Consider the following 23944-nt stretch of genomic DNA (forward strand, 5'->3'; position numbering starts at 1 on the left):
AAAGTTTTTTCGTATCTGTGCAAAATGTTGCTGCATCTGTAACAGATATACAACATAATAATGCAACAATGTGTTCACCAAGTTACAGAAATATAAATAACGTCAGCAAAACTTTATTAACAAAACTCTCATAACCATTAATTCAAGCGAGGCACAGTATGGGATCTCATAGGATTGGCATGTGGATGTACGAAAACGGCGGCGGTCAACAGATTCAGCAAAAACTTATTAACAATCTACTCGATAAGGATATACAAACCGTTAGTGGATTGAATCTGGCCAATGCCTACGCGCACAATGGCAGTGTGTACTGCCAAGGCAGGGATCTCTCAGAGCTGGAGCTGTTTTTCTCTTATAACGCCGGTCAGCAGACGCCCTACCAAGTCTACCTATACCAGACCATCGACAGCATGATGCCGATGATCAATAACTACGCCTCATTTGCACTGACAGAAGATAAGTTTCGTACCGCGCACCGCTTGAAGCAGTGCGGTATCACCACCACCGATTACATGGTGTGCAATCGAGACAATATTGATCAGGTGCGTGATCAGTTCCGCAATTGGCGCGGCAAAGCCATCTGTAAGCCCGTCGATGGCTGGGGCGGCAATGGCATTATAAAACTTGAGCGAGAGCGCGACCTTGACCTGCTCAAGCCATTTATTGAGCGCCAGCCTCAGATTCAGTTTTATCTCGAGCGTGTGATCGACAACGACTACTCCGATTACCGTATCGATATCGTCGATGGTCAATTTGTTGCTTGCTATGGGCGTAAAGCAGCCCCCGGCAGTTGGAAGACCAACGTCTCGAGTGGCGGCCAAGTGATCTTGCGTGAGCCAAACGAGCAAGTGATTGAGCTGGCTAAACGCGCCGCTCGTGTCACCGGTCTTGAGATCGCAGGAGTAGACATTATTTATGACCTCGAGTATCAACGCTATGTGGTGATTGAGGTCAATGGTATCCCCGCCTTTGCCACCCCTGACCAAGAGGTGTCAGGGCTCAACTTTAACCAGCACAAAATCGACTTGATTGCCGACCTTATCGAGCGACAGGTCACAGCGACCAAACGGCCGGTTGAACCACTTATCGATCAGCTTTCTACCTCCTTTATCCCAACACCTAACACCGACAGTTATAAGGAAATTGCACTATGAACACCCAGGGAGCATCGCGCCCAAAAATTGGCCTGTTGTATTTAGATCACGTCCTACGCTTTTTTGACCGTTCTAACTTTAAAGGCTGGCCAGATAGAATCGAACAAGTGGTGTACCACTGGGGAAACGACAAGCAGCGTTTTATCAACGAGGTCAAGCGTAAGAAGATCGAGATATTGGTGGGCAACATCCCTGCTACGGCGTATGAGACCTTTCGCGAGATCAGTCGTGCGCTGCCTGAGGTAGAATTCGTCCCTTCACTCGACAGTCAGTTTTGTAATAAGTCCAAAGAGAACGTCACTCATTTTTGCCATAAATATCAACTGCCAATCCCAAAGACTGAGATCTTTTACGAGGTCAATGAGGCGCTTGAGTACCTAAGCCACACCGATTACCCCAAAATCGTCAAGCGCTCATATGGCCCCTCAAACTACGGCGGTTACTTCGTCCACAAGGTCGACTCTGAGCAAGAGGCGCTGCGCCTGTTTGCTAAAAAGCAGTATTACCCTGCCTACATCCAAGACTTTGTGCCGATGAAGGCTGATATCCGTGTGATGCTCGTTGGCCACCAGCCAGTATGTGCATTCTGGCGACGTCCACCGGAGGGTGAGTGGCTGACCAATACCAGTCAAGGCGGCAGTATGGACTATCAAGCCGTTCCGCAAGCGGTACTGGATCTAGCTGTTGAGGCATCAAAAGCCGCCAATGCCGAGTACTGGGCGTGTGATATTGCCGTGAGCATGGATGATGACTACACCATCTTAGAGTGTGCCACTGCCTTCGCCGCCTTCCCGTATATTCGTGACTGGATTGGCCAATACTTAATGTGGTTATTCGCCCCTCAGGACTTTAAAAAACCGTACTTTGCTCATCGTAACTGGGAGGAGTTAGGCAAGATTGACTCATCACTACTGCGAGTGATGCGCCACCTGAGCTTTGGTCAAGCGAGTCTGTCCACCGATACCGGTGAACTGGCACCTAATCACCAAGGTTATCCCCTGATCCGCACCAGCAATGAGCTGACAGAAGAGTGGCCAAGTGAGGTTTGGAATCGCCAGGGGCTCTACCCGCACCAACTGATGGCGGCAAAGCAAGAAATAACTCAGCTCGAAACAGCAGATAGTGGGATTGAAAGCCTCGAGCAGGTCCCAGAGGAAATGACTGCGCCGCAAAACCAGCAACCGGAGCTGTCTGCCGAGCAGTTAATCGCGTTTTTCTGCACTGTCAAAGGCATCGGTGCAAACCTAGCTAAGGCGATCCTTGAGAACCTGGGCAGTGAGCAGACCTTACTCGCTTTAAATGAGCAGCCAGAGCTATTGATGTCCGTGCCGGGCTTAAAACACAAAAAATGCGACGCCATCACGCTTGCATGGCAGACACAGGCAGTTGCTGGGATGCCAGCCACCGGAGTGCCGGCCACAGGGATGCCTGCCACAGGGATGCCTGCCACAGGGGCCGTTGAATGAAGAAGCAGTACTTGTCTTATCAGCAGACCCAAGCCTTTTTAGAAAGCGCGATGGCCAAGCATCCGGATCTGATCCGCTTGCAGAGTATCGGTGAAACTCATGAAGGGCGCCCTATCTTGCTGGTGACCATCTCGCAAGATGTCGCTTATGCCGATCTCAAGCCTGCGCTGCTGTATACCGGCACCATTCATGCGCGAGAGTGGATTGGTAATGAGCTAGCGGTGAGTTTTATCCAATACATCTTGGACAATCTTGATAGCAACCCTGATGTGATTGACGCCCTGAGCCGTAACACCTTGTATATGGTGCCGTGCCTTAACCCAGATGGTTTTGAGTATTCACACAATCATTTCTCGTTTTGGCGCAAGAACCGCCGCGACAATGGTGATGGCACCTTTGGCGTTGATCTTAACCGCAACTTCGCGGTGAATTTTCGTCATTCCACTCAGACCGGTTCCAACATCTATGGCGGTCCTGAGGCGTTTTCAGAGCCAGAAACCCGAGCGATCAAGACCTTTGTCGAGGCGCATAGCAACATTCGGATAGCGCTAGATTATCACTCTCAAGGAAATGTGTTCTTTCCCGCCCACAAGTTCAACCATGAGGCGGAAATAGAGGGAACTGACTTGAACATTTTGTGTGCCAATATGGCGCATGAGATCTACAAAGTCACCAAGCGCCAGTATGGTATTCACCGCGGCAAGCCACCAGCGAACCTGATCCATGGCAGTGGTCGTGAGTGGTATTACGACCGCGGTATCCTTGCTACTGTGGTTGAAGTGGGCAGCCGTAACATACCCGATTACTTGATCAACATGTCGCAGAGCGTTGATGAGAACATCCCAGCACTGCTGTATGCCCTGCGCAGCGCGATTAACTACTCAGAGCTTGCCCCTTCGCGTCCAGAGCAGTTTACCGTACGCCGAGTTGAAGCCAACCAAGCCGAACTCATCTGGCAGACCGACGAGCAGGAGAACGGCTGCCATTTTCAGGTTTACCGCAGCGAAAAGCCAAAGGCACCGTGCACGCGTGAGAATCTAATCGCGATCACCTCCCAGCATGAGTTTGTCGATAAGCAGCTTAAGCCTGGTCAACGTTATTTCTATAACCTGCGCCGCGTCGATAAGTTCAACCGCATCACCTCGCCTTTCGCACCAGAGCTGCGACTCAAGACGCCGCTCGCCAAAGCCGATTGTGCTTTCACCCTGTTCCCGCAGCCTGAAAAGATTGGCTATGTTGGTGAGCTGACGAAAAATAACAGTGAGCACTTTGGCCATAACTCGCTGTTTATTGGCGTCAATAAGACTAAAGGGATCTGCTACGGGGTGATTGATTATGACCTTAGTCGTTTACCTGAGGATGCGACTATTAGCCAAGCAGAGTTCTCTCTCTACCCGATGAACCGTGTTGGAGCCAAGATTGAAAACTATGGCGAGTGGTCCGTCTCGATTCTCGACCCAGAGCAAATCACTGACATTAGCGATTTCAATCAGATCCATAATGCCACACCGGTTCAAACCCTCGGCGACACCATCGATTCGGATCAGCTCACGCAAGGGATATGGAAGGTCTGGCAATGCACTGCGATGGAAAGGCGTCTAATTGAAGAGCAGCTCAAGCGCGGACGCTTGCTGCTGCGTATTCAAGGGCCGGATCAGTTGCCGCTAGGCAACGATTCGCAAATGATGCAGTTCGATATCGGCTACGGCCGTTTCGGCGGCGGCATACACTACCGCCCTAGCCTGTATCTGATCTATCAGCGCAAACCTAAACATCTGCAGATAAGCGCTGACCACTACCAAACCTTCACCACTAATCACATTGACACCCATCACCTTGTCAGTGGGTTTGATAGCCAAGGTCACCCTGAAATTGGTCAGATAGCCTTTACCCTGCCGAGCTTATCCGAGCAGAAAAATATCGTCATCACTGAGGCCTGCGTAGTGCTTGAGGCGGACATAGGTCGCTCATCCAGCCGCTCGATGCGCTTTAGTGTTGGTATTATTGATGATGATAGCGATCTCGACACTCTACCTAACAGCTTTGATGATCTCGAGTACGTAGGCTACGAGGTCAGCAGTCAAGATCTGGCGCGCAACCCTCAGCAAACCTTCCTGTTTGACAGCAGCACCAGGCAGCACTTGGAGGCGCTGCATGACAGTGGCAAACCCATCCGCCTGGTCTTGCTAGCAACGTCTGAGTCTGAGCAGTCAGATAATCGCGTAGAGTGGAAGACGCACTCGGATGCCAATGGCTTTACACCTCAACTGCACCTGACCTATGTTGAGCGTAGAAAAGAGGCATTGCCACCACCCACAGACTTGCAAGCCTGTATGGAGGGTGGAGTCGTTAAACTGACTTGGCAAAACCCCAATGACCCAGCCTTAGTGGGCAGCTATGTGGTGCGAAACAGCTTTCACCCACCCCGTAACCCGTTTGATGGCGTCAAACTGTACGCTGGCAAAGATGGCTATACCTTCGATCGCTTCGGCAATGCCAACAAAGCTAAGTACTACTCGGTGTTCTCCTACGACGATGTGCCTAACTACTCACAACCGGTAACTCTGAGCTTTAGCAGTGAAGAAGTGACGGAAGTGACTTATCAAGAGTTCGAGGCACAAGACGAGGTTGAACAGCGTTATCGAGACGGGGACTAAAATAAAGGTGGCGGGGTTCGGGTACGGGCTTCGCCCTACTAGGAGCGAGGGGCCTCAGAGACGAGATAGGTAACTCGGAACCAAAGTGTTAACCACGCAGCGCCCCTTTTCTTGATTTTGCTGCTACGAAACTTGCACTCCTGTTAGCGGTCCGTAAGACAGGGGGGCGACCTTTACCTCAAGAGGAGCGGGGAGTCCTCAGCGACAACTCAACTCCTCGCACCTCGGAACGAAGTGTAACCCGAACCCCGCCGCCTGGTCTTTAGTTATGCAAAAGTAAGACGAAGTTATAAATAACCCTACAATCGGCTGTTTTACTCAATCTCCCTCCTATCTAAGCTTGTCACCCTGTCCTAGTCTTGAACGTACAATCACTATAGTCGTACAAGTAACAAGTGGTCATCGTCATGTTAGAACGTATCCGCCGACTGTTTGGGGTCGAGGTTTGCAATCAAGGAGTCGCTATGCCAACCGGTTTGAATGAGAATATTTACCAGACTCTATTGCAGTCGAGTCACCATGTGCCTTGGAGCATCGATTGGAAAACGAAGGAGTTTACTTACGTTGCGCCTCAGGTTGAAGACATCCTCGGCTGGCCACAAAGCAGTTGGAGTTCAGTGCGCGACTGGATTGCGCGCATTCATCCAGAAGACCGCCAGCAAACGGTCGAATACTGGGCGGAGCTTTGCGAGCAGGGTACAGATCTCGAGCTAGAGTACCGTTGCAGACACCAATCGGGTGACTACATTTGGCTGCGAGATACCATCCACGTTAGCCAGGAGTTTGGCCAAACTACAACGATCGCCGGTTTAATGTCGGACATCTCCGAGCAAAAATACATGCAGCTCGAGCTGGATCGCATTCGCGAAGTGAATCACTCACTATCGCGCACCGATAATCTCACAGGCGTCGCTAATCGCACCGTGTTTGAGGAGCACCTGTCGATGGAGTTCTCCCGTGCGCGCCGAAACAAATCCTCGCTGGCATTGCTGTTTTTTGACCTAGATGATTTTGACCACTATTCAAAGCGTCATGGCCCACTAATGACCGACAAAACGCTATTACAAGTCGCAGCATTAATTGAGAAGCATTTTTGCCGCCCAGCAGATATGGTCGCTCGCTGGGGCGCGGGTACCTTTGTTGCGTTGCTACCTGAAACCGAAGAGATGACAGCGCAGTTACTGGCTGAATCAGTCCGCCTAGCCCTGTTCGATGCCAAGCTAACCCATAAGCAATCCTCGGTCGCTGACAGGCTCACTCTCAGCTCCGGTGTAGCAGCAATGAGCCCTCAGTCATACTTCCGCTCTCTCAATGCATTTGTTGAGAAAAGTGCGCACAACCTGCAACGCGCCAGACACAGTGGCTGTAACCGGATCTTCCCGCAGCCAAGTATTTATCGTTTTCTCGATAATCAAGTCACCGAAGGCAGCCTAACCAAGCACGAGCGCATTCGCCGTTATTAAGGGTTGGGAGTGTCTAATCTGAGTATGCCTATGCAACCGTGTGGGCGTACTCAACAATCACAGAGTTACCCTCGATATAAGCGCGCTGGATTTCCCCATCAATGGTCATCGCTGTTTTTAGGTACACCACCTTCGGTGCTTGTCCATCAACCGCCTTCAAAGAAGGCAGGATCAGTTGTGGCTCAACATGCATCAGCGCACAAAACTGACTGACAAACGCCATAGTGAGCGGGATCTCACCGCGCAGCATGGCTGAAAAGTCACGCTGGGTGAGGTTAAGTTGTTTGGCCATCTCCATCTGCGTCACACGCATCTTGGCTTTTTGTGACATCCAGATTTGATAAAGGGCTTGTGTATCTTCTCGCGTAAATTCCATCGAACTATTCCACTGCATCGCTATTTTAGGGCGCTCATTGTGCGCATCACACCCAAATAAATGTCAGTGGATGGTGAGAGTTTGATTAGGATTTTTTGAGGAAAAATAACACAAAAACTGTTTATAAAACGACCATAGCAATAAGCACAAACCAAACAAAGAGTTAGAAAGGACAAGTTAAAAAGGATGATGGCTAAACATCTCGTCAATCATCTCCTCGAGCCGCTGCGGATCATTACACACCTTAGCATAGGTTCTCAGCCCCGCGATCTGCACTTGTACATAACCCGCCACCTTATTGGGGTCTTTACTAGCATCGAACTCGCCTGCCTTTTGTGCATCACTGAGTACCTTGGCAAACTCCCCTTCCATCCGTTGTAGTGCCTTGCGAGCAAAATCTAACAGCTCAGCGTGCTCATCGGTGAGTTCAGCAACCGTCTTCGCCAGCATGCACATACCGCTCGGCGCTTGACTCAGAGAGCCGATCACCTGCGAGCGGATAAACTGCTTCAACGCCTGCAAGGGCGAGTCGAATTGATGGCGAAAGTGTGCCAGTTTCGCCACCCCGCTGTCAGAATAGTACTGCAGGGTTTCCTTAAACAGCGCTTCCTTACTACCAAACGCCGCATAGATACTGCCTGGTCGAAGGTCAATCACGTCCTGCAAGTTGCGCATCGATGTTGCATGAAAGCCTTTCTGCCAATAAAGCTGGGTTGCCTTGTCGATGACCTCTGAGCGGTCAAATTTCGCACTTTTCGCCATAGATACTGCCTCAATCTATTTTTGAACGGTGGTTCAATTGTAGTTAGGTCTGAGATAAGGGTAAAGAGCTCTTACGCAAAGCGTTGATTATAAGCCTTGCGATCGGTTGAAAATCTGATTAACTTGAACATATGTTCAAGCAAACCCACGAAATCGGAAGCAAGGAGAAGTCATGCCAACCTATGCGTTTGATGTTTATGGTACTTTGATTGATACCCACGGAGTGGTCACCCAGCTCCGTCGACAGATTGGCGAGCAAGCACCAGCCTTCAGCCACACTTGGCGTAATAAGCAACTTGAATACGCTTTTCGCCGTGCCTTGATGCAAGACTATGTGCCCTTTTCTACCTGTACTGCGGATGCACTGGAGTACGCCTGCTTGGTGCACCAAGCGCCACTCGAAGAGGCGACCAAACAGCAACTTTTGCAGCACTACCTTACTCTGCCCGCCTTTGCTGATGTTAAGAGTAGTCTTTTGCAACTCAAGCAGCAGGGACATCATCTGGTGGCTTTTTCTAATGGTGAGTTAGCTGCGCTAAAGAGCCTGCTCGGTCACGCCAATCTACTCACCCTTTTTGATCGCGTGATCAGTTGTGAACCAATCAAAACCTTTAAGCCCAACCCAGCGGTCTATTCTTACCTTGTAGAGCAAACTGGCGATCCGGGCACCCAGCTCATCTCAAGTAATGCCTTCGACATTATTGGTGGGCACCATTTTGGGCTTGAAACTCACTGGCTACGGCGCGACCCAAGCAATCTCTGGGACCCGTGGGGTGCTGAACCAGACAATATCATCCACTCGTTGGCAGACCTAACAAACTGATAAACCGAGACATTCAGGACAAAGTATGACAGATAAACCACGCAGCTCGTGCTCTCCGACGTCGTTTGCCCATGGTGCGTGATCGGTTATCTGCACCTGAAAATCAGAGAGCTGGAAGCGTAATGGCAGCAACTGGAACTCAGTGGTGTACCCACTATGATCTTTGGCGGCTTGGGGGCTTTAACGGGCGCGCAAACCGTTGAGTCATACCAAGAGGTATTGCCTGAGCTGTGCTTATGACTCTCAGTCTTTCGAATCTACTCCACTACCAAGCAATTTATGATGGTAGATTTTTTCTGCTCGGGTACCCAAAAACCAAAAACTGGCGGCGAGGATCGCAAAAAAAGCCGCCTTATGTACTCCTTGCCAAAAGTACTCAAAAAAGCGCGTATAAAGATTGATGAACACAAATGCAAGGCCAAAACCCCGCACAACTTCATCCTGCTTACGGATCCCCCAGTACAGTGCTGCAAATGACGCAAGCGCAAGCAATACCGACCAGTGCAACAAAGAGAGCTGCCTCACCTGCTCCCATTCGCTCAAACGCGCAAAGTTGCCAAACACCGATAGGAGCCACAGCGAACAAAATAGAAAGATCAATCCAAAGGCTTTGGTGGTCAATTCGAAAGCTGGGGCTGGATACCTACGATTAAAAACACTCTCTCCTGCGACGGTCAATATGAGACCAAACAGCGCATAGCGCAGAGGATAGTTCATGCCTAAAAACGCCCCGTTATTCTCTAAGTAGTATGTCTGCAGACCAAACCAACAAGCAAGGGTGAGCAGCGCTGCACCCCAGACCAATTGCGAGCGAATCCACAAGCCAAGCAAGCCGTAAACCACGCTGGCAATCAAGATCAGCCAGGCAAGGTTATTGGTTTGAATCACGTCACCCAAAAAGAAAATCGCCACTGCGGTAGTTATGATGCCAACCACAAAAAGCGCCTCATTGCTCAGCGTTTTATCTGGATTGCGCGCCTTGCCACGCATGCCGAGTATAAAGAGTAGCCCGGCACATACGGCAAAAAAGCCGCTTTTTACCAAATCCGGCGCAGAGAACACCTCTTGCAGTAGCCCAATTAACCACTCATCCAGCAGAACTGAGAAGATCGCAAACACAATACAAGCGATAGCAACCCAGAATGAGTACCTGGCTATCTGTGTCCAGTCTGTACTTTGCACCTCCATGGAAGTACTCAAAGCCTGCTGTTGCTCAGCGGATATCTTGCCTTGCTGACACCAGTGCTCAAGCGCCTCAGCAATAATTCGCCGCTCCTTGGTTGAAACCTTCATTTCGCCTCCATCATTACTGCCGCGCAGAGTAAACCCGACCAAGCTTTCCGCGCTAATCTGCCTGAGTTATCTAAGTATAAACACGACAATAGCGGTTGTATTTTTTACCTGACTATTTCACCTGCTTAGCCAGTCATCTAAACGCTATACTTACCTTTTTCCTAGTGGAGATATCCAAATGGAAGTGACAACTCAGTACCCACTGGTGGATGAGATACTCTTATCCTATCAGTCGGTAATCAAGCAAGACTACGACGGGTACCGCAACCATGTGACGCGGATGCTTAACTTTTGCCACTACCTCGCTCCGGAGATAACACCAGAGCAAAGCAAGAAGCTGCAAATTGCGGCGGCTTTTCATGATATTGCGCTTTGGACCCACGATCGCGTTGATTACTTGGTACCGTCGTACCAAGAGTGCGCAAAATACTTAGAGCAGCAAGGATTGAGTGACTGGCAGCACGAGATCCAGATCATTATCGATATGCACCACCTTGTCTCGGTATATACCGGCCCCTATCAAGAGCTGACCGAGGTTTTTCGACAGGCTGATATGGTTGACTTCTCTTTGGGGGTTGTGCGCCACGGGGTCGACAAAGCGTTTATCGATGATGTCAAAGCCGCACTGCCGAATGCAGGGTTTCATAAAACCCTGTTGCGCTTTACCGGTAAACAGCTCACTCGAAACCCTCTTAATCCAGTGCCGATGATGCGGCTAAAAAATATCTACCACTGACCGTGCGTCACTGACCGCGAATCACTAACCGTGCGGACTGAGTGCACTTCCCGAGTCCCGAGAAAAAGCCCCTCGTTAATCGTGCTTAACGGGGGGCTATTATGTTAGAGGGGTATGCTTAGACACTCAGGCTAGGTCGTCTTTAGCTTCAATAAGAGCATGATGGCTAACCGAACCAGCGGTACGTGCTTTGAGATGTGGCACATAGCCAGGATCATTCATAAAATCGACGGCCGCTTGACGACTTGGCCACTCAATCACAATACGCAGAGCCGGCGCCTCACGTTCACCCTCCAAGCGCTCATGACTGTTGGTGCGCGCTAGATATTTACCGCCATACTTCGCCACCAGCTTATTCGCCGGACCAATGTAATCTGGGATCCAATCTTGATTGGTTGGGGTTACTTCAAGTACTGAGTAATATTTCGACATGTTACATTCCTCTTCAGTGGGGCATCATTCTCCGCGCAACAGTGCTCATCAAGTGTTGGTTGCTAGGTTCGAACCAAACTACCGTGATGAATTGTTGTCACAACGTGATAAAACAATAATTCTTACCGGTAGAGCTTACAATTAAGCATAATGACGAATGACATTTTAGTTTTTGTTGATAATTGAAAAGAAGCTGAGACATAAGATCTCTAGACTGTGCCCTTGGTGTAGGAATTTGCTCCTTCAACTACGCAGCCTGTGCGAGTACTACTTTCATTGCGCTAAGGGAAAGGGTGCTAGTGAATATCTCACCCAGTGTCACACTTTTAGTACTTGCCGCTGACACTCAACAACGGGTGTTGTTCTATCCTACACTCAAATCATTACTCAAGCGCTCTCGATATGCAGTTTCGGCGAAATTTGCTTGGGTATATTTGGTAGACCATTTGGTCATGTTGTTACTAAAGGAGAAAACCCGTGTCATTGAAAAAATCGTTGGCGCTGATCTTCATGCTGCTTTGTGGCGCCACCTTGACAGGCTGTTATATAGAGATAGGTCACTCAACCAACCGCTGTACCACGGTCAATAACAAAGACATCGATGGTACATTTGGCAGCCGTTCAGTGTATCGCACCGATGTTGGCTATGAGACACGCATCGGCTATACCCACCGTGGTCGACAGGTCCTTCATAGCGAATGTGCTCCAGCGCTGACCTACAGCAATGGTCGTATCACCACCTTCAATTGGTTCGAGTATGGCGTTCCAATCGAAAACGATGGCATCTCTACGCTGCGTTTCTCAACATCCAACGGTATGAGTCAACTGCATGCGACGCGATTTGTCCGAGAAGGTCGTGCAACCGAAGAGTTTTCAGAGCGACCGCTCAGCAGCAACCGTACTCCAACACGCACCAAAGCCATCTTCGAGGGAGACTTTCCGTTCTCGAGTGTTGAAGTCGTCGATAACTTCAATCAAGAAGGCGTTCGCCAGGTCTCTGGACTGGTTGGCAACACGCGCAAAACACAGCGCTGGAATGAAAACACTCGCCAATACGACTGCTTGTACAGCTCTCCATCCACGGACAAGATCGATTCTGGCTGTGGTAACGAAATAACCTTAGATCTCGAGTTTTTCAGCGAAATCCTTCCCCTCGATTACTACTTCGATGCCCTGCTAGAACCTTTTAAGTACCAAACAGACGCTAGCAAGATTTGGCGTGATGTAAATCGCTACCCATAGTCTTCGCCTTGAGCCAAACGCATAGCCTACAGCATACACTGCTCTGCAAGTTTATCAGCAATCATCCGCCCAATGGGTATTGCTGATGTCGCGGCAGGCGAAGGTGCATTACACACATGCAGCATCCTTGGTGCCTCGAGAAACAAAAAATCATGCACTAAGCTGCCATCTTTGAGCACCGCTTGGGCGCGGATCCCCGCTGGATAAGGTTGCAGGTCATCTTTGGTCAGTGATGGACAATACTTTTGGCATTGGCGCAAATAGCGCTTTTTGATCAGTGAGTTAGCAAACTCATTCAGTGCGGATTGAAAGTGGGACTTGAGTAATCGCCAAAAGCCTAAGAACCTGAGGTAATCAGCAATATCGTCAGGCCTCATAGAGCCCTTGCGATAACCCTCCCGAGAAAAGCCCAGTACGGCATTGGGTCCAAGGGTTATTGAGCCATCCACCATTCGAGTCAAGTGGATCCCGAGAAAAGGCAGCTCTGGATCTGGAACCGGATAAATAAGTTTATTCACTATCTGGTTTTTTTCTGCAGGAAGGCGGTAGTACTCGCCGCGAAATGGGATGATCTTATGCGATACATCGAGACCGGCCAAACGCGCTATCCGATCCGATTGCAGACCAGCACAAGCAACCAAGTAGCGCGCGGATAGCGATTGCTGACCAAACGTCACCTCATTCCCTTCCGTACTTGAGCTGATTTTGCCGACGGCATGACCAAGATGCAACTTTGCGCCCGATGAAACGAGCTGCTGCCCCATATGCTCGCAAACCTGGCGATAATCGACAATGCCTGTAGACTGCACCTCTAGCGCGGCAAGGCCGATAATATTGGGCTCTTGGGCTATCAACTCATCGCGAGTTAGCCACTTTGCCCTAACCTGATTTTTCTCGGCCCGCTCAGCCAGTGCTTTGAGCCTATCCAGTTCCAATTGGGTGGTCGCCACTATCAGTTTGCCGCACTCAACATAGTCAATGTTATGCTGGCGACAGAACGCCTTGGTCTCCGCCTCACCCTGATGACATAACTTAGCCTTGAGGCTACCCGGAGGATAGTAGATACCACTGTGGATAACGCCACTATTGTGACCGGACTGATGCAGTCCGAGCTCCGCTTCCTTTTCCACCAAGGCTAAACGACACTCGGGCCAGCGCTGCTGGATGGCGATTGCGGTGGCCAGACCCACGATCCCACCACCGATAATACAAAAGTCATAATCCATTGACTCCGCTCCTTTTTCTTTGTCTAAGAGCAGTTTAGGAAAAAGGCGCGCGTTTACTAATGATCAGCGTTTGCTGCGCTCAATTTAAGCGGCTGTGCGATACTTTTCAAGTAGCTTACCCACCGAAGCTTTAGGCGTTTTGGTGATTTTTTGCATCAGGGCGAAATCAGGATCATCAATCCCATATTGCTGTTTAAGCGTCTCCAGTTGCACTAACCATAATGACGCAGTCACCTCGGCATCAGCCAACGCACGGTGAAACACGCCGTCGTTATCAATCTGGTGATAGCGAACTAAGTCACCCAACTTATGCGAGCTCGCCGCTTGATGCAAACGGCGCGAAACCAATAGTGAGCAGGCAAAGCTGCCATCGTAGTCTCGTCCTATCGCCTTAAGCTCAGCGTCTAAAAAGCGCTGATCAAATGAGGCATTATGCGCCACTAGATTGCTGCCCTGAATAAAGTCGGCAAACTCCACCATCACCTCGGCACAACCGGGTGCATCGGCCAACATCGCATTACTGATCCCGGTATAACCTTCAATGAAACCACTGACACGAAACCCCGGATTCATCAGCCTTTGAAATCGATCAACGACTTTGCCACCTTCAAGCTTGACCGCACCAATCTCAATTGCGCGATCGCCTTGGTTGGGTGACAAACCCGTGGTTTCAAAGTCGAGGATAATGACACTTTTTGCCTTGTGATTTGGCAACATGAATGAACTCCAGCCTTATAAACCTTAGTGATAAAGCGCGCTAACTACCGCGCGCCAATCGAAACAAACCCGCTGCAATGGCCACCCGGTCTTTTTCGCAGCGCTGTATCTTAATCATGAGAGAAAAGCCGCACGTTCAGCCGAGCCCCACTCTCTGATTTGTTTACTCTAGAGTATTGTCTTTAACTTCCCATATCATTGGACACGTATGAGGGTCATAGCAAAACAATTTAGCGAGTTATGGTAAACATGTGATTGCGCAATCATCACGATAGATGTGGTGCCGAGTTTCTCGTCCTTCAGCAGAAACACATGACTACCGGCAGCTTATAGCACGAACCAGCGGCGCCACACAATAAGGGACATTAACTTTAATGTTAGATAGCATATCGTTTAGGACCCACACTTAGTATCATCCTTCCCTTAACCAACCTACAATCAAAAACTAATGACGCCTGCTTGCACTAGCTTGATGCCAGTTCGGTATGTGGTCGGCATCTGCAGCTTATCCAAGCAGCAGCCATTGTCGACTACACCTGGCTATCTGGCCGAGTGGCTGTAACAATCAGGCGCAACCTACGTCGCTTTTCTGATAACAGACACCATGATAACCTTCTGAACAGCAATACATTAGTGTCTCCATACTTAGGAGCCCCACGCCTTATTTGATGTGATTCACGGAAGTAATCGAATGACAACAACAGTTAAAACCTTTTATTTGGAGATGCGCTCTCCCGATGAAATCAATGCCAAAGACAAGCCTGACGAAATTACCGTTCTTGAGGCTGAAATTAAAGAATTTAGATTCAATCGCTACCTCTATCAACTGGTTGGTGAGAGGTGGATTTGGAATGACAAACTATCGCTATCTGATGATGATTGGCGACAATACGCCGAAAATGACAATCTGAGAACGTGGGTTGCCTACGTGAATGGCACGATTGCTGGGTACTACGAATTACAAAAGCAACCAGAGCAGAATGTAGAGATTGTTTATTTCGGTCTCGCACCCAAATTCTTAAATCAGGGCTTAGGCGGGTATCTACTTACCCACGCGCTAGAATCAGCTTGGCAATGGGGCGAGACAGAGCGTGTTTGGGTGCACACCTGCACTCTCGATCATAAGTCAGCCCTCGCAAACTATCAGGCCAGGGGATTGAAGGTTTATAAGACTGAGACTGAATAAGGAATAATAGATAGCAAAAAGCAGCTTTAAACAGCTGCTTTTCTAATTCTGGATCAAGCAAATTCCTGTCAAGTGACCTTTAGATTTAGTTTCATTTCTTCGATGTGAATAGTTCCGATAGGTTGCCCTAAATCAGCCCTGCCCCATTTTGTATTGTGGATCGAGCCATCTAAAATTGTGGCTATATTTTGACCTAGGTTGACTTATGACTCGGGTACACCTGTTAAGCTCTTTGCTACAACTTCAATACTCTCGATATGAACCAATGCTAAAAAATGCTGGATGTCACTGATACAAAGCGCTAAGGAGTATGAATGAGCAACAGTAACCAGGTAGAAGAGCTGATATCTGATTTTGAAATGAGCAGCCCACAACTATCCCAGATCATCGTAACCTTAAGAAATGAAATCATTGATAATGTTGAAGGCGTCACTGAAGCAGTTAAGTATGCTGGTGTCGTTTTTAGTCGTGATAAGAAGTTACTCGTAGGACTGTTTCTTCGCAAGCAGTTCGTGACGATCGAGTTTAGTTTTGGCAATGAGCTGAAAGATGTTAACAATCTTTTGGAAGGCTCTGGAAAATCGAGAAGAAATTTGAAGCTTCGACATATTGAAGATATCGAGTTAAAACATGTTCAGTACTATCTAGATCAAACATTTGCTTAACTCAAAGACACCTCAAACCAAGTTAGAACAGCATTACATCGCAGTTATCCAAGTGAAGATTTGATTCAATATTACCAACCTTATTATCATGCTCATAGCTGACTAATAATCAACCAAGGATGGAGTTATGAATACGCTACAGCTTTCTGCATGCTTCTGCACCATGGCGGTAGAGCAATGCAAAAATTTTTACATAGAGTACTTTTCGGCATCCACAGTATTCGACTGTGGATGGTATGTCACATTGCAAGTAGGACAAGGAGGGCCAGAAGTAAGCTTCATCTCACCTCAAGAGCAGGGCGACCGCATGAGTGTCTAGTTTTTCACCGCCAGATTAAAACCAGCACTTAATACCGCCTCTAGCATGGCTGTATTCATCATACATCGCTTCTGTTTCCCAACAATACTTAACTTGGTTGGTTCTGCTCGCAGCATATTCAAGCTCATATGGCGTAAGCAAGATAGATTCTCTGCGCCGTTCTCTTTGTATATCTGACACGCGTCTTCATTCATACTCACATCAAGCACCCAATGCATTGACTCTATACCCCAATGTTCTCTGACTGCTGTCGCTGCTTGCTCGGCGCTAAGCTCTTTGGAGCTGATGTAGTAACGATACTCTAGGCCTATTGCTTTTCCTTTCTCAAAGCGGAAGTTTTCAACCATAACAATGCTCTTCAAGCCTTTCCAACGAGAGAAGTTACCTTCAAGTTTGGCACTGTCAAATACATAGCATTGGCGAGACTCTATACGCCCATGCCCGTCTTCAAGCACGATGTCTTCTGCCACAGTTGCTCGCTCAGTTGAGAACGCTTTTTCTATCGCTTGTCGAAGTTTTCCTTGGTTGCACTTCACTGCAAGCAAGTAGTCCCCTCCTTGTTCTACAATGACTTTGGCTATCTTGGTTTGACAGGCCATTGCATCAATGGTGACGAGAGCCCCCTTGATATCGAGCATCTTTATCAGCTCTGGGATTGCCGTTATTTCATTGCTTTTTTGCTCGGTTTTTAGCTGTCCCAATACGAGCTTATTTGATGAGGCATAGGCGCTGATCATGTGAATAGTGCTTGCTCTGTCTTCGCGATTGTAGGAGCCGCGAAGCGTTTTGCCATCTATCGCAATGACTTGGCCGTCGGTGAGTGTATGTATCGACGATATCCAGCTAACGAAGCACTTATGGAATTGCTCAGGTTCAATCGTAGATATTATGCGGGCAATCGTGTCATCGGCAGGAATCCCATTCAAAAAGAGCTCATTGCGTTTAAACCAATCATGGTGTCCGAGAATGTATTCACGAATATCAAACCAGCCTTTTGCACCAGCTATCACGGCACATAGCGAGCCAAAAAGAACTTCAAACAAGCAGTAAGTTACCTTTGCTCCTTGGCGTTGGTCGGTCATCGTTTGGAAATGTTCTTTGAAGTGGTCAATGTGCATCGTATGCTCCCTAAAAAGGGAGTATATGATCACAGGTAGATGTGATCGTCAAATCGATCGTTATTTTGATTATAAAACGTTCACGATCTCACCCTGACCTCAAGAGGGAATGAATACTTTTTCAGGTGGCGGCGTAATGCTTAATTTCAAAGTCGAAGATGTTGATGCAGAGTATGCTCGGTTGAATCAAACCGGCATTGAGATATCGACACCAATAGCAGACCACCCTTGGGGTGATAGAGGTTTTTCAATTAACGATCCAATCGGTAATGTTGTTTACATCTATTCAGACAGGGAACCATCTCAAGAGTTTGCACAGTTTTATAGCAACTGAGAGGTCTTTCAATGGCGTTCTGATAGGTTATTGGCAATCACAAATATGCCCCGAAATCGTTCAGAGTAAGATCAATAACAGAGGACGTTATGAAACAGAACATTGTACATATTGCGCTTGTTGTAAAAGACTACGACGAAGCAATTGATTTCTATGTGAATAAGCTTAATTTCGAACTTATTGACGATACATATCAGCCAGAACAAGGTAAGCGTTGGGTTGTTGTTGCACCACCGAACTCTCACGGGGTGACGCTATTATTGGCCAAAGCATCGAAGCCTGAACAACTTGATTTCATTGGAAACCAAGCAGGTGGAAGAGTCTTCCTTTTCTTAAATACAGACGACTTCTGGCGTGATTACATAAGAATGAAGTCTTTGGATATTAAATTCGTTCGAGAGCCAAAAGAACAAGACTATGGGACAGTCGCAGTGTTTGAAGATCTTTACGGCAATTTATGGGATCTTTTGCAATTAAACCCTGACCATCCGATGGCCAAAAGGTAGCATAACAAACGGCTCTCACACGGTTTCGTCTTACACAGAGTAATCCGCAAATTACAAAATTGACGGATTCACTGACACGGAAATATCCACAGGCTCGCTGGCGGGGGGCATGAAACGCGAAAATGCCCCAAAGTGATTCCCAACAAAGTCTCTTACTTGTTTGATCCCAGCAATTTTCCCTATCAAAAGTCATCGGGATGAGTAAGGAAAGAAGCTTTTGTGAAACAATATTGTGGTTTGCAACGTTATCTCTTTTAACTTTGACCTGTTGATTATAAGCTGAACCTCAAAGCTTTGAGGAAAGTAAGCATGGAAGTTGAGTATTTTGTAAATCGCCCAATTACGATTGAGCAGTTTGTTGAGCTATTAGATCAAACAACTCTAGGGGCTAGACGTCCAATAGATAATCATGAATGCATCTGTGGCATGTTGGCACATGCCGATTTGCTCGTTTCAGCTTGGGTTGATGAACAACTTGTCGGTGTCGCACGTTCAGTCACAGATTTTCACTACTGCTGTTATTTATCTGATTTGGCAGTTTCTGAGCAGATCCAGTCGAAAGGTATCGGTAAAGAGTTGATCCGGCAGACTTTCGCAAACCTTAAAGACGGTTGTAAACTCATTTTATTATCAGCACCGCAGGCAACAGGTTATTATCCCAAAATTGGGTTTAAGCAGCACCAAAGCGCATGGTTAATGTCAGGTGAAGAAGAACTGCTGTAATATTTGAATTAAGCCTGTAATTGTAGTGGATGAGTAAACTGGCCATTCGATTGTAGTGTTTACCTTTCAATATAGCTAACAAGCTCAAGGTCACTCGGGGCAGCAAAATACATTTCTGCCCCATTCTAAGCTAGTGCTGTTCTGTACCTCATTTCTAAGCGAGGTTATTTGACCAATTTTTTCTTATACCACAAAGTGTCTATGGATTTGGTGGTGATTCAAAAAAACTAAGGACTACAAACAATATGAAACGTATTTTCATTAGCCACAGTCACAAGGATAGTGCGTATATTGCGGACATTAAGGGCGTTCGATTGAATGACAATCACAGCCTCGCATTTCATGACCGTTCTCTTGAGGCTCCGGTGTATAACGCTTTTGGCCATATAAATCGACGATCTCCAGAAGACCCTGCCTCTAAGCCGGTGCGAGACGAAATACTGGCATTGCTACGACAGTCAGACAAACTGATAGTTTTGGTTGGTAACGATACCCATAGCAGTCTTTGGGTTCAGTGGGAGATTGAACAGTTCTCTCGTATCCATGGAGAACACTCGATAATACTGATGCGCACACCCGATAATCATCGTGGAGGCGCACCAGTAACTGCGAGGTATTTATCTCTTGAAAGCTGGGATCTTCAATACCTCAGCAGATGGGCTAGGCGTTAATTATTTGCCTTTTTGACTTGGATTTAGTTGCTTTCCTCGATTGCCGTGCACCTGGGAGTATTGCTTGTTGGTCCCCGGTGTACCTTTGTTGGCGTTTTGCTGGTTTGCTGAATTATTTGCAGGTGTGATTTTTTTAGCCATGATGTTTCCTTTTCATGTTGGTTAAAGTCAGGTTCAATTTACGGCTTAAACGTGCGCTCTAACAGAGATCCTAGACGGGAAACTCCATGCTTTTTAGGGAAAGTAATGAAAAATCAAAGTAAGTTTGTAAAAAATGCCGAAGAGTTAAGAAACGAACTCCGCGACCAGAAGATCTCTCAGCCAACCTTCGCCAATCTCTATTATCTCGATGAAGTGGATGAGAAAGCGGGTGAAGAAAAGCTCAATTCACACTGTGAGCGATTCAAGAGTCTACTCAAAAGTACAGATCAACGTTCTCCTGAGCGTCTAGCGGCATACATCAATTATTTCAATCGCCATTATCGCAAAGAGGGAAAATACACTCAGGCAGACCGCCATGCTGCTTGGGCAATGTATATAGAGTTGGATACTAGGATCGCAACAAAGTCTTTGCAAAACGGTAAGACGGATAGTGCTTTGGAAAGCCTTGCCTCACTATTTTCCATTCATCGTTGTATTGCGAAAGAACATGGACCAAATTGTCGGAATTACTTTGCACTGGTCAAAAACGTTCTGGAGGCTGAACTCAGGACCTTTACAAGCAAATGGCATGCAATATCTCATGATATTGACGATGCACTTTTTCGTCCAGAGCTTGAGGCAGTGCAAGAAAAACTTACCGAACTCAAAGATAAACTGCACGAGATATCAGATTGAAAAAATCTGTCCAAGGACGTGCTGGCGCTGATCTTGGCAAACTTGGAATGTAGTAGCATAGTCAATTTGACTAAGCCACTACAAGCCTTAGGACACTGTTGTACAACAACCCACCAAGATAGGCGGTTGATTTTTAAGCGCCTTGTGAGTAATGTTTATGTGTACTCGCTGATTCACTCGCTTACAGCGAATGTTAGTATTAATGGTCCAGACTCCAAGAGCAAACGATCAAGGGTAGCTCCTATTGCTAACTGATGTTACTCAACGACGCATTGTGAATCCTAATTGAAGCCTTATCTAAGATAGGCTTCGCTGGCTGTCTTGCGCTAATAAAGACATTCGGCATGCTTTTAGGATTTTATTATGCCAGTCAAAAGTAATTGTCCTCACTCAGAATACATCAAGCATTTTAAAAGCATCTCATACGAAACCTTACTTGCAAGCTGGTTGCTGCAAGACGGCTGGGAGGTGTTTATGCCTATGATTGATCACGGAATGAAAACTGATGTTTTGATTTCAGATGGCCATAAGTTCTATCGAATTCAGGTAAAGTCTATTGAGTGCTCAGATGAGAATACTGTTGTTAGTGAACAATGGAGAGGGGTAGATATCGATTATGTTGTTTACTTCTCAAGGGTTGCTCGTTGGGGGTACATAACTTTACCATTTAAAGGAAGACGAAAAGTAAATCACCATGAGCATCTCAGATTTCACCAAGATCCCACGAATTTTTGCAAAGTGTTTAATCGTGCATGATCTCGCTTGGGCTTAAAAGGTTAATTCCCCTAGGCCCCACGTTACTAGGGGAAAATCTATCGACACCATCGCCACAGTTGGCACTCTCTAACGGCGTTGTTGATCAAATCAGTTTAAAGATCAATAACGCCATACTTCGCTAGTCGTTAGTTTCTAACAGGCATACCGTAAGCGCCCCATAAACACCGCATTCTAATAGCCTCAGTCCCCAATTATGATCTTACTTCACCAACTTGGAGGTAAGATCATGGCTAAACGACGCAGTGACCAGGAATGGCATGCATTATTCGAGCAATACGAAGCGAGCGAACTTTCTCAACGCGCCTTTTGTGAGCAGAACAATCTCAGTCCATCGACCTTTTTCGCTAAGCGGCAACGGCTACAGCAAATAAGTACCAACCAAAACAGTGGCTTTGTTAAGGCACAACTAGTCGAAAAGACCACCCACTATCAATCGGTGCGTGTGCCAGTAGCAAATATGACACTCTCTTTGGGTGAGGTTGAACTCAGCATACCGCCGGGCACGCCTGCTTCCTATGTTGCGGAGTTGATTGGAGCCTTGTCGTGAAAAGAATGCTCAGTGCGCCGAACATCTACCTGTATCGACAGGCTGTCGATTTCCGCAAGTCGATTAATGGTCTCGCTGCCATCATTGAATCTGAGACCGATTTGCCCTTAGCCTCTGGCGCTTTGTTCCTCTTCACCAATAAGCAACGTGATAAAGTCAAAGTATTGTATTGGGATCAAACTGGCTTCGCACTCTGGTACAATCGCCTTGAAAAAGCCAAGTTCAAATGGCCCTCGAAAGAGAAAAAGGCTGTCTTTACCTTGAGTGATTTTGAGCTAGATAGGTTACTTTCTGGCTTCACTATTATTGGCCATAAAGCGGTTGAAATACACGATTTTACAATGAGTTAATCGTAATAAAAGGCTCATCTATCAGGCTATTATAATGTGCATTTAGTATAATAAATGCCATGAAAATGACACCTGATATTAACCCAGAAAGCCAAGATGTTGCCGAGCTTCAAGCGATGGTAAGAGCATTGATGGCTGATAAGTCTTCCTTGATAGAGCAGTTCAAGCTAGCGCTTGAACGCCAGTTCGCAAAACGCTCTGAGGCCTTAAAGCCTTACGATGAAGCGCAAGGCGACCTGTTTAACGAGGCAGAATCTGAGTTAGTCAAAGAGGAAGAGGCGCCAGTCACTTCACCGAAAACTACCAAGCCGCGAGGCAAACGCAAACCACTGCCCAAAGACCTACCGCGTGAGCGTATCGTTCTAGACCTTGATGAGCAGGAAAAGCAGTGTCCTTGTTGCCAAGGCGAGCTGCATAAAATCGGCGAAGACTGCAGTGAAAAGCTCGAGTTCACCCCAGCGGTACTGAAAGTGCTCGAGTATGTTCGACCTAAATATGCGTGTCGCCAGTGTGAGCAGCAAGCTGACCAAAGCCAAGTACATCAGAAGCCGGCGCCACAAAGCATTATCCCGAAGAGCTTCGCCACAGAAAGCTTGCTTGCCAACATCATCCTCGGCAAATACCAATACGCACTGCCACTCTATCGCCAAGAAACCTTGTTCAGCCAGTCGGGTATCGAGCTGTCTCGAACCACGATGGCAAGGTGGGTAATACAGGTCAGTGAGCGGTTCGCACCGCTTTACCAAGCACTCAAACACCACCTTCTTAAACAAGTTGTTGTTCACGCCGACGAAACCCCACTGAATGTGCTCAAAGAAGAGAAGAAAGCCTATATGTGGCTTTACTGCTCAGGTGCAGACTCGCCAAAAGCCAGTGTTGATGATACAAAAAACATCGTCTTGTTCGACTATCAAAATAGTCGCGCAACTGCTTGCCCTGCGACCTTCTTAGGTGACTACAATGGCTATCTTCAAAGTGATGGCTATGCCGTTTACGATAGGCTAGATAAGGTGACCAACGTGAGTTGCTTTGCTCACGCTCGTCGCAAGTTCATGGATGCTAAAAAGCTGCAGGGAAAAGGCAAGACAGGTAAAGCTGACGTAATCCTAGCGAAAATCCAGAAGCTCTATGCGTTGGAAACAAGGCTGAAAGGGAGCACGGCTGAGGAGCGCCTGATAGCAAGGCAGACTCAAGCTAAACCGATACTAGATGACATCTATCACTGGCTTACCACGCAGAAAGTGGTTGGGTCGGGTGAACTTGGTAAAGCCATCAAATACACCCAAGGACAGTGGCCGAAGTTGGTTCGTTATATCGATGATGGGCACTTATCTATCGATAATAATCGTGCTGAGCGTGCAATTAAGTCGCTGGTTATTGGGAGAAAAAACTCTTATGACCTTTTTCAAGTTTTTCGGCAAAACCTACCTCTCCTCTGTGAGATGAGGCATGTTTTCAGAGTAGGGATTGCCTGAAAGCGAGTCGGCAATTGCTTGGATTATACATACTCTTATTCGGGGATCTTTAGCCCCAATATGGTTTTCGTAATGAGCTTACCTCTTTC

At 47.4% G+C, this 23944-nt stretch carries 26 protein-coding genes and 1 pseudogene; 19 read left to right on the top strand and 8 right to left on the bottom strand.

The genetic code is table 11. The features are described 5' to 3' along the window. The first annotated feature begins 158 nt into the window (after window positions 1-158). The 4 genes from ACZ5R2_RS13635 to ACZ5R2_RS13650 all read left to right on the top strand — a co-directional run bounded on the left by ACZ5R2_RS13635 (window position 159) and on the right by ACZ5R2_RS13650 (window position 6740). Window positions 159-1154 carry an ATP-grasp domain-containing protein gene (locus tag ACZ5R2_RS13635; RefSeq protein WP_464899906.1) on the top strand — a complete coding sequence of 332 codons (996 nt, stop codon included), beginning with the start codon at window positions 159-161 and terminating at the stop codon, window positions 1152-1154. Continuing rightward, a complete protein-coding gene (locus tag ACZ5R2_RS13640) occupies window positions 1151-2620 on the top strand; it encodes a helix-hairpin-helix domain-containing protein (protein WP_464899907.1) in 1470 nt (489 codons plus the stop codon). The genes ACZ5R2_RS13635 and ACZ5R2_RS13640 overlap by 4 nt, the downstream gene beginning before the upstream one ends. Beyond that, on the top strand, window positions 2617-5277 hold the full coding sequence (locus tag ACZ5R2_RS13645) for a M14 family zinc carboxypeptidase (protein ID WP_464899908.1): 2661 nt from the start codon (window positions 2617-2619) through the stop codon (window positions 5275-5277). Before ACZ5R2_RS13640 ends, ACZ5R2_RS13645 begins: the two co-directional genes overlap by 4 nt. Window positions 5278-5741: 464 nt before the next feature. Then, window positions 5742-6740 (top strand): GGDEF domain-containing protein, encoded by a 999-nt coding sequence (locus ACZ5R2_RS13650; RefSeq protein ID WP_464899909.1) that lies wholly within the window; start codon window positions 5742-5744, stop codon window positions 6738-6740. 28 nt (window positions 6741-6768) lie between these two features. On the opposite strand, the gene ACZ5R2_RS13655 is transcribed toward ACZ5R2_RS13650, so the two are convergent. Both ACZ5R2_RS13655 and ACZ5R2_RS13660 read right to left on the bottom strand, forming a co-directional pair. Beyond that, window positions 6769-7116: an XRE family transcriptional regulator gene (locus tag ACZ5R2_RS13655; RefSeq protein ID WP_464899910.1), complete on the bottom strand. Its 348-nt coding sequence runs from the start codon at window positions 7114-7116 to the stop codon at window positions 6769-6771. Between the two features lie 177 nt (window positions 7117-7293). Then, entirely contained in the window at window positions 7294-7878 is a 585-nt protein-coding gene (locus tag ACZ5R2_RS13660) for a TetR/AcrR family transcriptional regulator (protein ID WP_464899911.1), read from the bottom strand. 172 nt (window positions 7879-8050) lie between these two features. Between ACZ5R2_RS13660 and ACZ5R2_RS13665 the strand changes: the two genes are divergently transcribed. After that, on the top strand, window positions 8051-8701 hold the full coding sequence (locus ACZ5R2_RS13665) for a haloacid dehalogenase type II (protein WP_464899912.1): 651 nt from the start codon (window positions 8051-8053) through the stop codon (window positions 8699-8701). Window positions 8702-8944: 243 nt separating this feature from the next. Here the strand turns inward: ACZ5R2_RS13665 and ACZ5R2_RS13670 are convergent, their stop codons facing one another. Beyond that, a complete protein-coding gene (locus ACZ5R2_RS13670; protein WP_464899913.1) occupies window positions 8945-9994 on the bottom strand; it encodes a hypothetical protein in 1050 nt (349 codons plus the stop codon). A gap of 178 nt (window positions 9995-10172) precedes the next feature. On the opposite strand from ACZ5R2_RS13670, the gene ACZ5R2_RS13675 reads away from it, so the two are divergent. After that, window positions 10173-10730, top strand: a complete 558-nt coding sequence (locus ACZ5R2_RS13675) for an HD domain-containing protein (RefSeq protein ID WP_464899914.1) — start codon at window positions 10173-10175, stop codon at window positions 10728-10730. A gap of 126 nt (window positions 10731-10856) precedes the next feature. On the opposite strand, the gene ACZ5R2_RS13680 is transcribed toward ACZ5R2_RS13675, so the two are convergent. Continuing rightward, window positions 10857-11162 carry a DUF1330 domain-containing protein gene (locus tag ACZ5R2_RS13680; RefSeq protein WP_464899915.1) on the bottom strand — a complete coding sequence of 102 codons (306 nt, stop codon included), beginning with the start codon at window positions 11160-11162 and terminating at the stop codon, window positions 10857-10859. Window positions 11163-11639: 477 nt separating this feature from the next. Here ACZ5R2_RS13680 and ACZ5R2_RS13685 point away from each other — a divergent pair, with 477 nt between their 5' ends. Beyond that, on the top strand, window positions 11640-12404 hold the full coding sequence (locus ACZ5R2_RS13685) for a hypothetical protein (protein ID WP_464899916.1): 765 nt from the start codon (window positions 11640-11642) through the stop codon (window positions 12402-12404). Between the two features lie 26 nt (window positions 12405-12430). Here the strand turns inward: ACZ5R2_RS13685 and lhgO are convergent, their stop codons facing one another. Together lhgO and ACZ5R2_RS13695 are read right to left on the bottom strand one after the other, a co-directional pair. Further along, window positions 12431-13630 (bottom strand): L-2-hydroxyglutarate oxidase, encoded by a 1200-nt coding sequence (lhgO, locus tag ACZ5R2_RS13690; protein WP_464899917.1) that lies wholly within the window; start codon window positions 13628-13630, stop codon window positions 12431-12433. Window positions 13631-13714: 84 nt separating this feature from the next. Further along, window positions 13715-14347: a 3'-5' exonuclease gene (locus ACZ5R2_RS13695; protein ID WP_464899918.1), complete on the bottom strand. Its 633-nt coding sequence runs from the start codon at window positions 14345-14347 to the stop codon at window positions 13715-13717. A 691-nt stretch (window positions 14348-15038) separates the two neighbouring features. Here ACZ5R2_RS13695 and ACZ5R2_RS13700 point away from each other — a divergent pair. From ACZ5R2_RS13700 to ACZ5R2_RS13710, 3 genes are all read left to right on the top strand, one after another. Continuing rightward, on the top strand, window positions 15039-15533 hold the full coding sequence (locus ACZ5R2_RS13700) for a GNAT family N-acetyltransferase (protein ID WP_464899919.1): 495 nt from the start codon (window positions 15039-15041) through the stop codon (window positions 15531-15533). Window positions 15534-15847: 314 nt separating this feature from the next. After that, window positions 15848-16198 (top strand): DUF1801 domain-containing protein, encoded by a 351-nt coding sequence (locus ACZ5R2_RS13705; RefSeq protein ID WP_464899920.1) that lies wholly within the window; start codon window positions 15848-15850, stop codon window positions 16196-16198. A gap of 127 nt (window positions 16199-16325) precedes the next feature. Further along, window positions 16326-16517 (top strand): VOC family protein, encoded by a 192-nt coding sequence (locus ACZ5R2_RS13710; protein ID WP_464899921.1) that lies wholly within the window; start codon window positions 16326-16328, stop codon window positions 16515-16517. On the opposite strand, the gene ACZ5R2_RS13715 is transcribed toward ACZ5R2_RS13710, so the two are convergent. Next, on the bottom strand, window positions 16514-17635 hold the full coding sequence (locus ACZ5R2_RS13715; protein ID WP_464899922.1) for an ISAs1 family transposase: 1122 nt from the start codon (window positions 17633-17635) through the stop codon (window positions 16514-16516). The two genes, ACZ5R2_RS13710 and ACZ5R2_RS13715, sit on opposite strands and share 4 nt — an antisense overlap. 109 nt (window positions 17636-17744) lie before the next feature. On the opposite strand from ACZ5R2_RS13715, the gene ACZ5R2_RS13720 reads away from it, so the two are divergent. From ACZ5R2_RS13720 to ACZ5R2_RS13735, 4 genes are all read left to right on the top strand, one after another. Beyond that, complete coding sequence (locus ACZ5R2_RS13720; protein ID WP_464899923.1) at window positions 17745-17969, top strand: VOC family protein; 225 nt, start codon at window positions 17745-17747, stop codon at window positions 17967-17969. An 89-nt stretch (window positions 17970-18058) separates the two neighbouring features. Then, window positions 18059-18475, top strand: a complete 417-nt coding sequence (locus ACZ5R2_RS13725) for a VOC family protein (RefSeq protein ID WP_464899924.1) — start codon at window positions 18059-18061, stop codon at window positions 18473-18475. A 309-nt stretch (window positions 18476-18784) separates the two neighbouring features. After that, window positions 18785-19198, top strand: coding sequence for a GNAT family N-acetyltransferase (locus ACZ5R2_RS13730; RefSeq protein ID WP_464899925.1), 414 nt, complete (start codon window positions 18785-18787; stop codon window positions 19196-19198). A gap of 245 nt (window positions 19199-19443) precedes the next feature. Next, window positions 19444-19869: a TIR domain-containing protein gene (locus ACZ5R2_RS13735; RefSeq protein ID WP_464899926.1), complete on the top strand. Its 426-nt coding sequence runs from the start codon at window positions 19444-19446 to the stop codon at window positions 19867-19869. Here the strand turns inward: ACZ5R2_RS13735 and ACZ5R2_RS13740 are convergent, their stop codons facing one another. Further along, window positions 19870-20010 carry a hypothetical protein gene (locus ACZ5R2_RS13740; protein ID WP_464899927.1) on the bottom strand — a complete coding sequence of 47 codons (141 nt, stop codon included), beginning with the start codon at window positions 20008-20010 and terminating at the stop codon, window positions 19870-19872. Between the two features lie 105 nt (window positions 20011-20115). On the opposite strand from ACZ5R2_RS13740, the gene ACZ5R2_RS13745 reads away from it, so the two are divergent. From ACZ5R2_RS13745 to tnpC, 5 genes and pseudogenes are all read left to right on the top strand, one after another. Continuing rightward, entirely contained in the window at window positions 20116-20706 is a 591-nt protein-coding gene (locus tag ACZ5R2_RS13745; protein WP_464899928.1) for a hypothetical protein, read from the top strand. 363 nt (window positions 20707-21069) lie between these two features. Next, entirely contained in the window at window positions 21070-21462 is a 393-nt protein-coding gene (locus ACZ5R2_RS13750; RefSeq protein WP_464899929.1) for a PDDEXK-like family protein, read from the top strand. A gap of 247 nt (window positions 21463-21709) precedes the next feature. Then, complete coding sequence (gene tnpA / locus ACZ5R2_RS13755; RefSeq protein ID WP_464899930.1) at window positions 21710-22030, top strand: IS66 family insertion sequence element accessory protein TnpA; 321 nt, start codon at window positions 21710-21712, stop codon at window positions 22028-22030. Window positions 22031-22035: 5 nt separating this feature from the next. Further along, the gene (gene tnpB / locus ACZ5R2_RS13760) at window positions 22036-22380 is read left to right on the top strand and encodes an IS66 family insertion sequence element accessory protein TnpB (protein ID WP_464902370.1); all 345 of its coding nucleotides are present in this window, start codon (window positions 22036-22038) and stop codon (window positions 22378-22380) included. Window positions 22381-22439: 59 nt separating this feature from the next. Then, window positions 22440-23771, top strand: a pseudogene (gene tnpC, locus ACZ5R2_RS13765) (IS66 family transposase); the annotation flags it as partial. Between the last annotated feature and the right edge of the window lie 173 nt (window positions 23772-23944).

Source organism: Vibrio sabulosilitoris, from assembly GCF_055391395.1.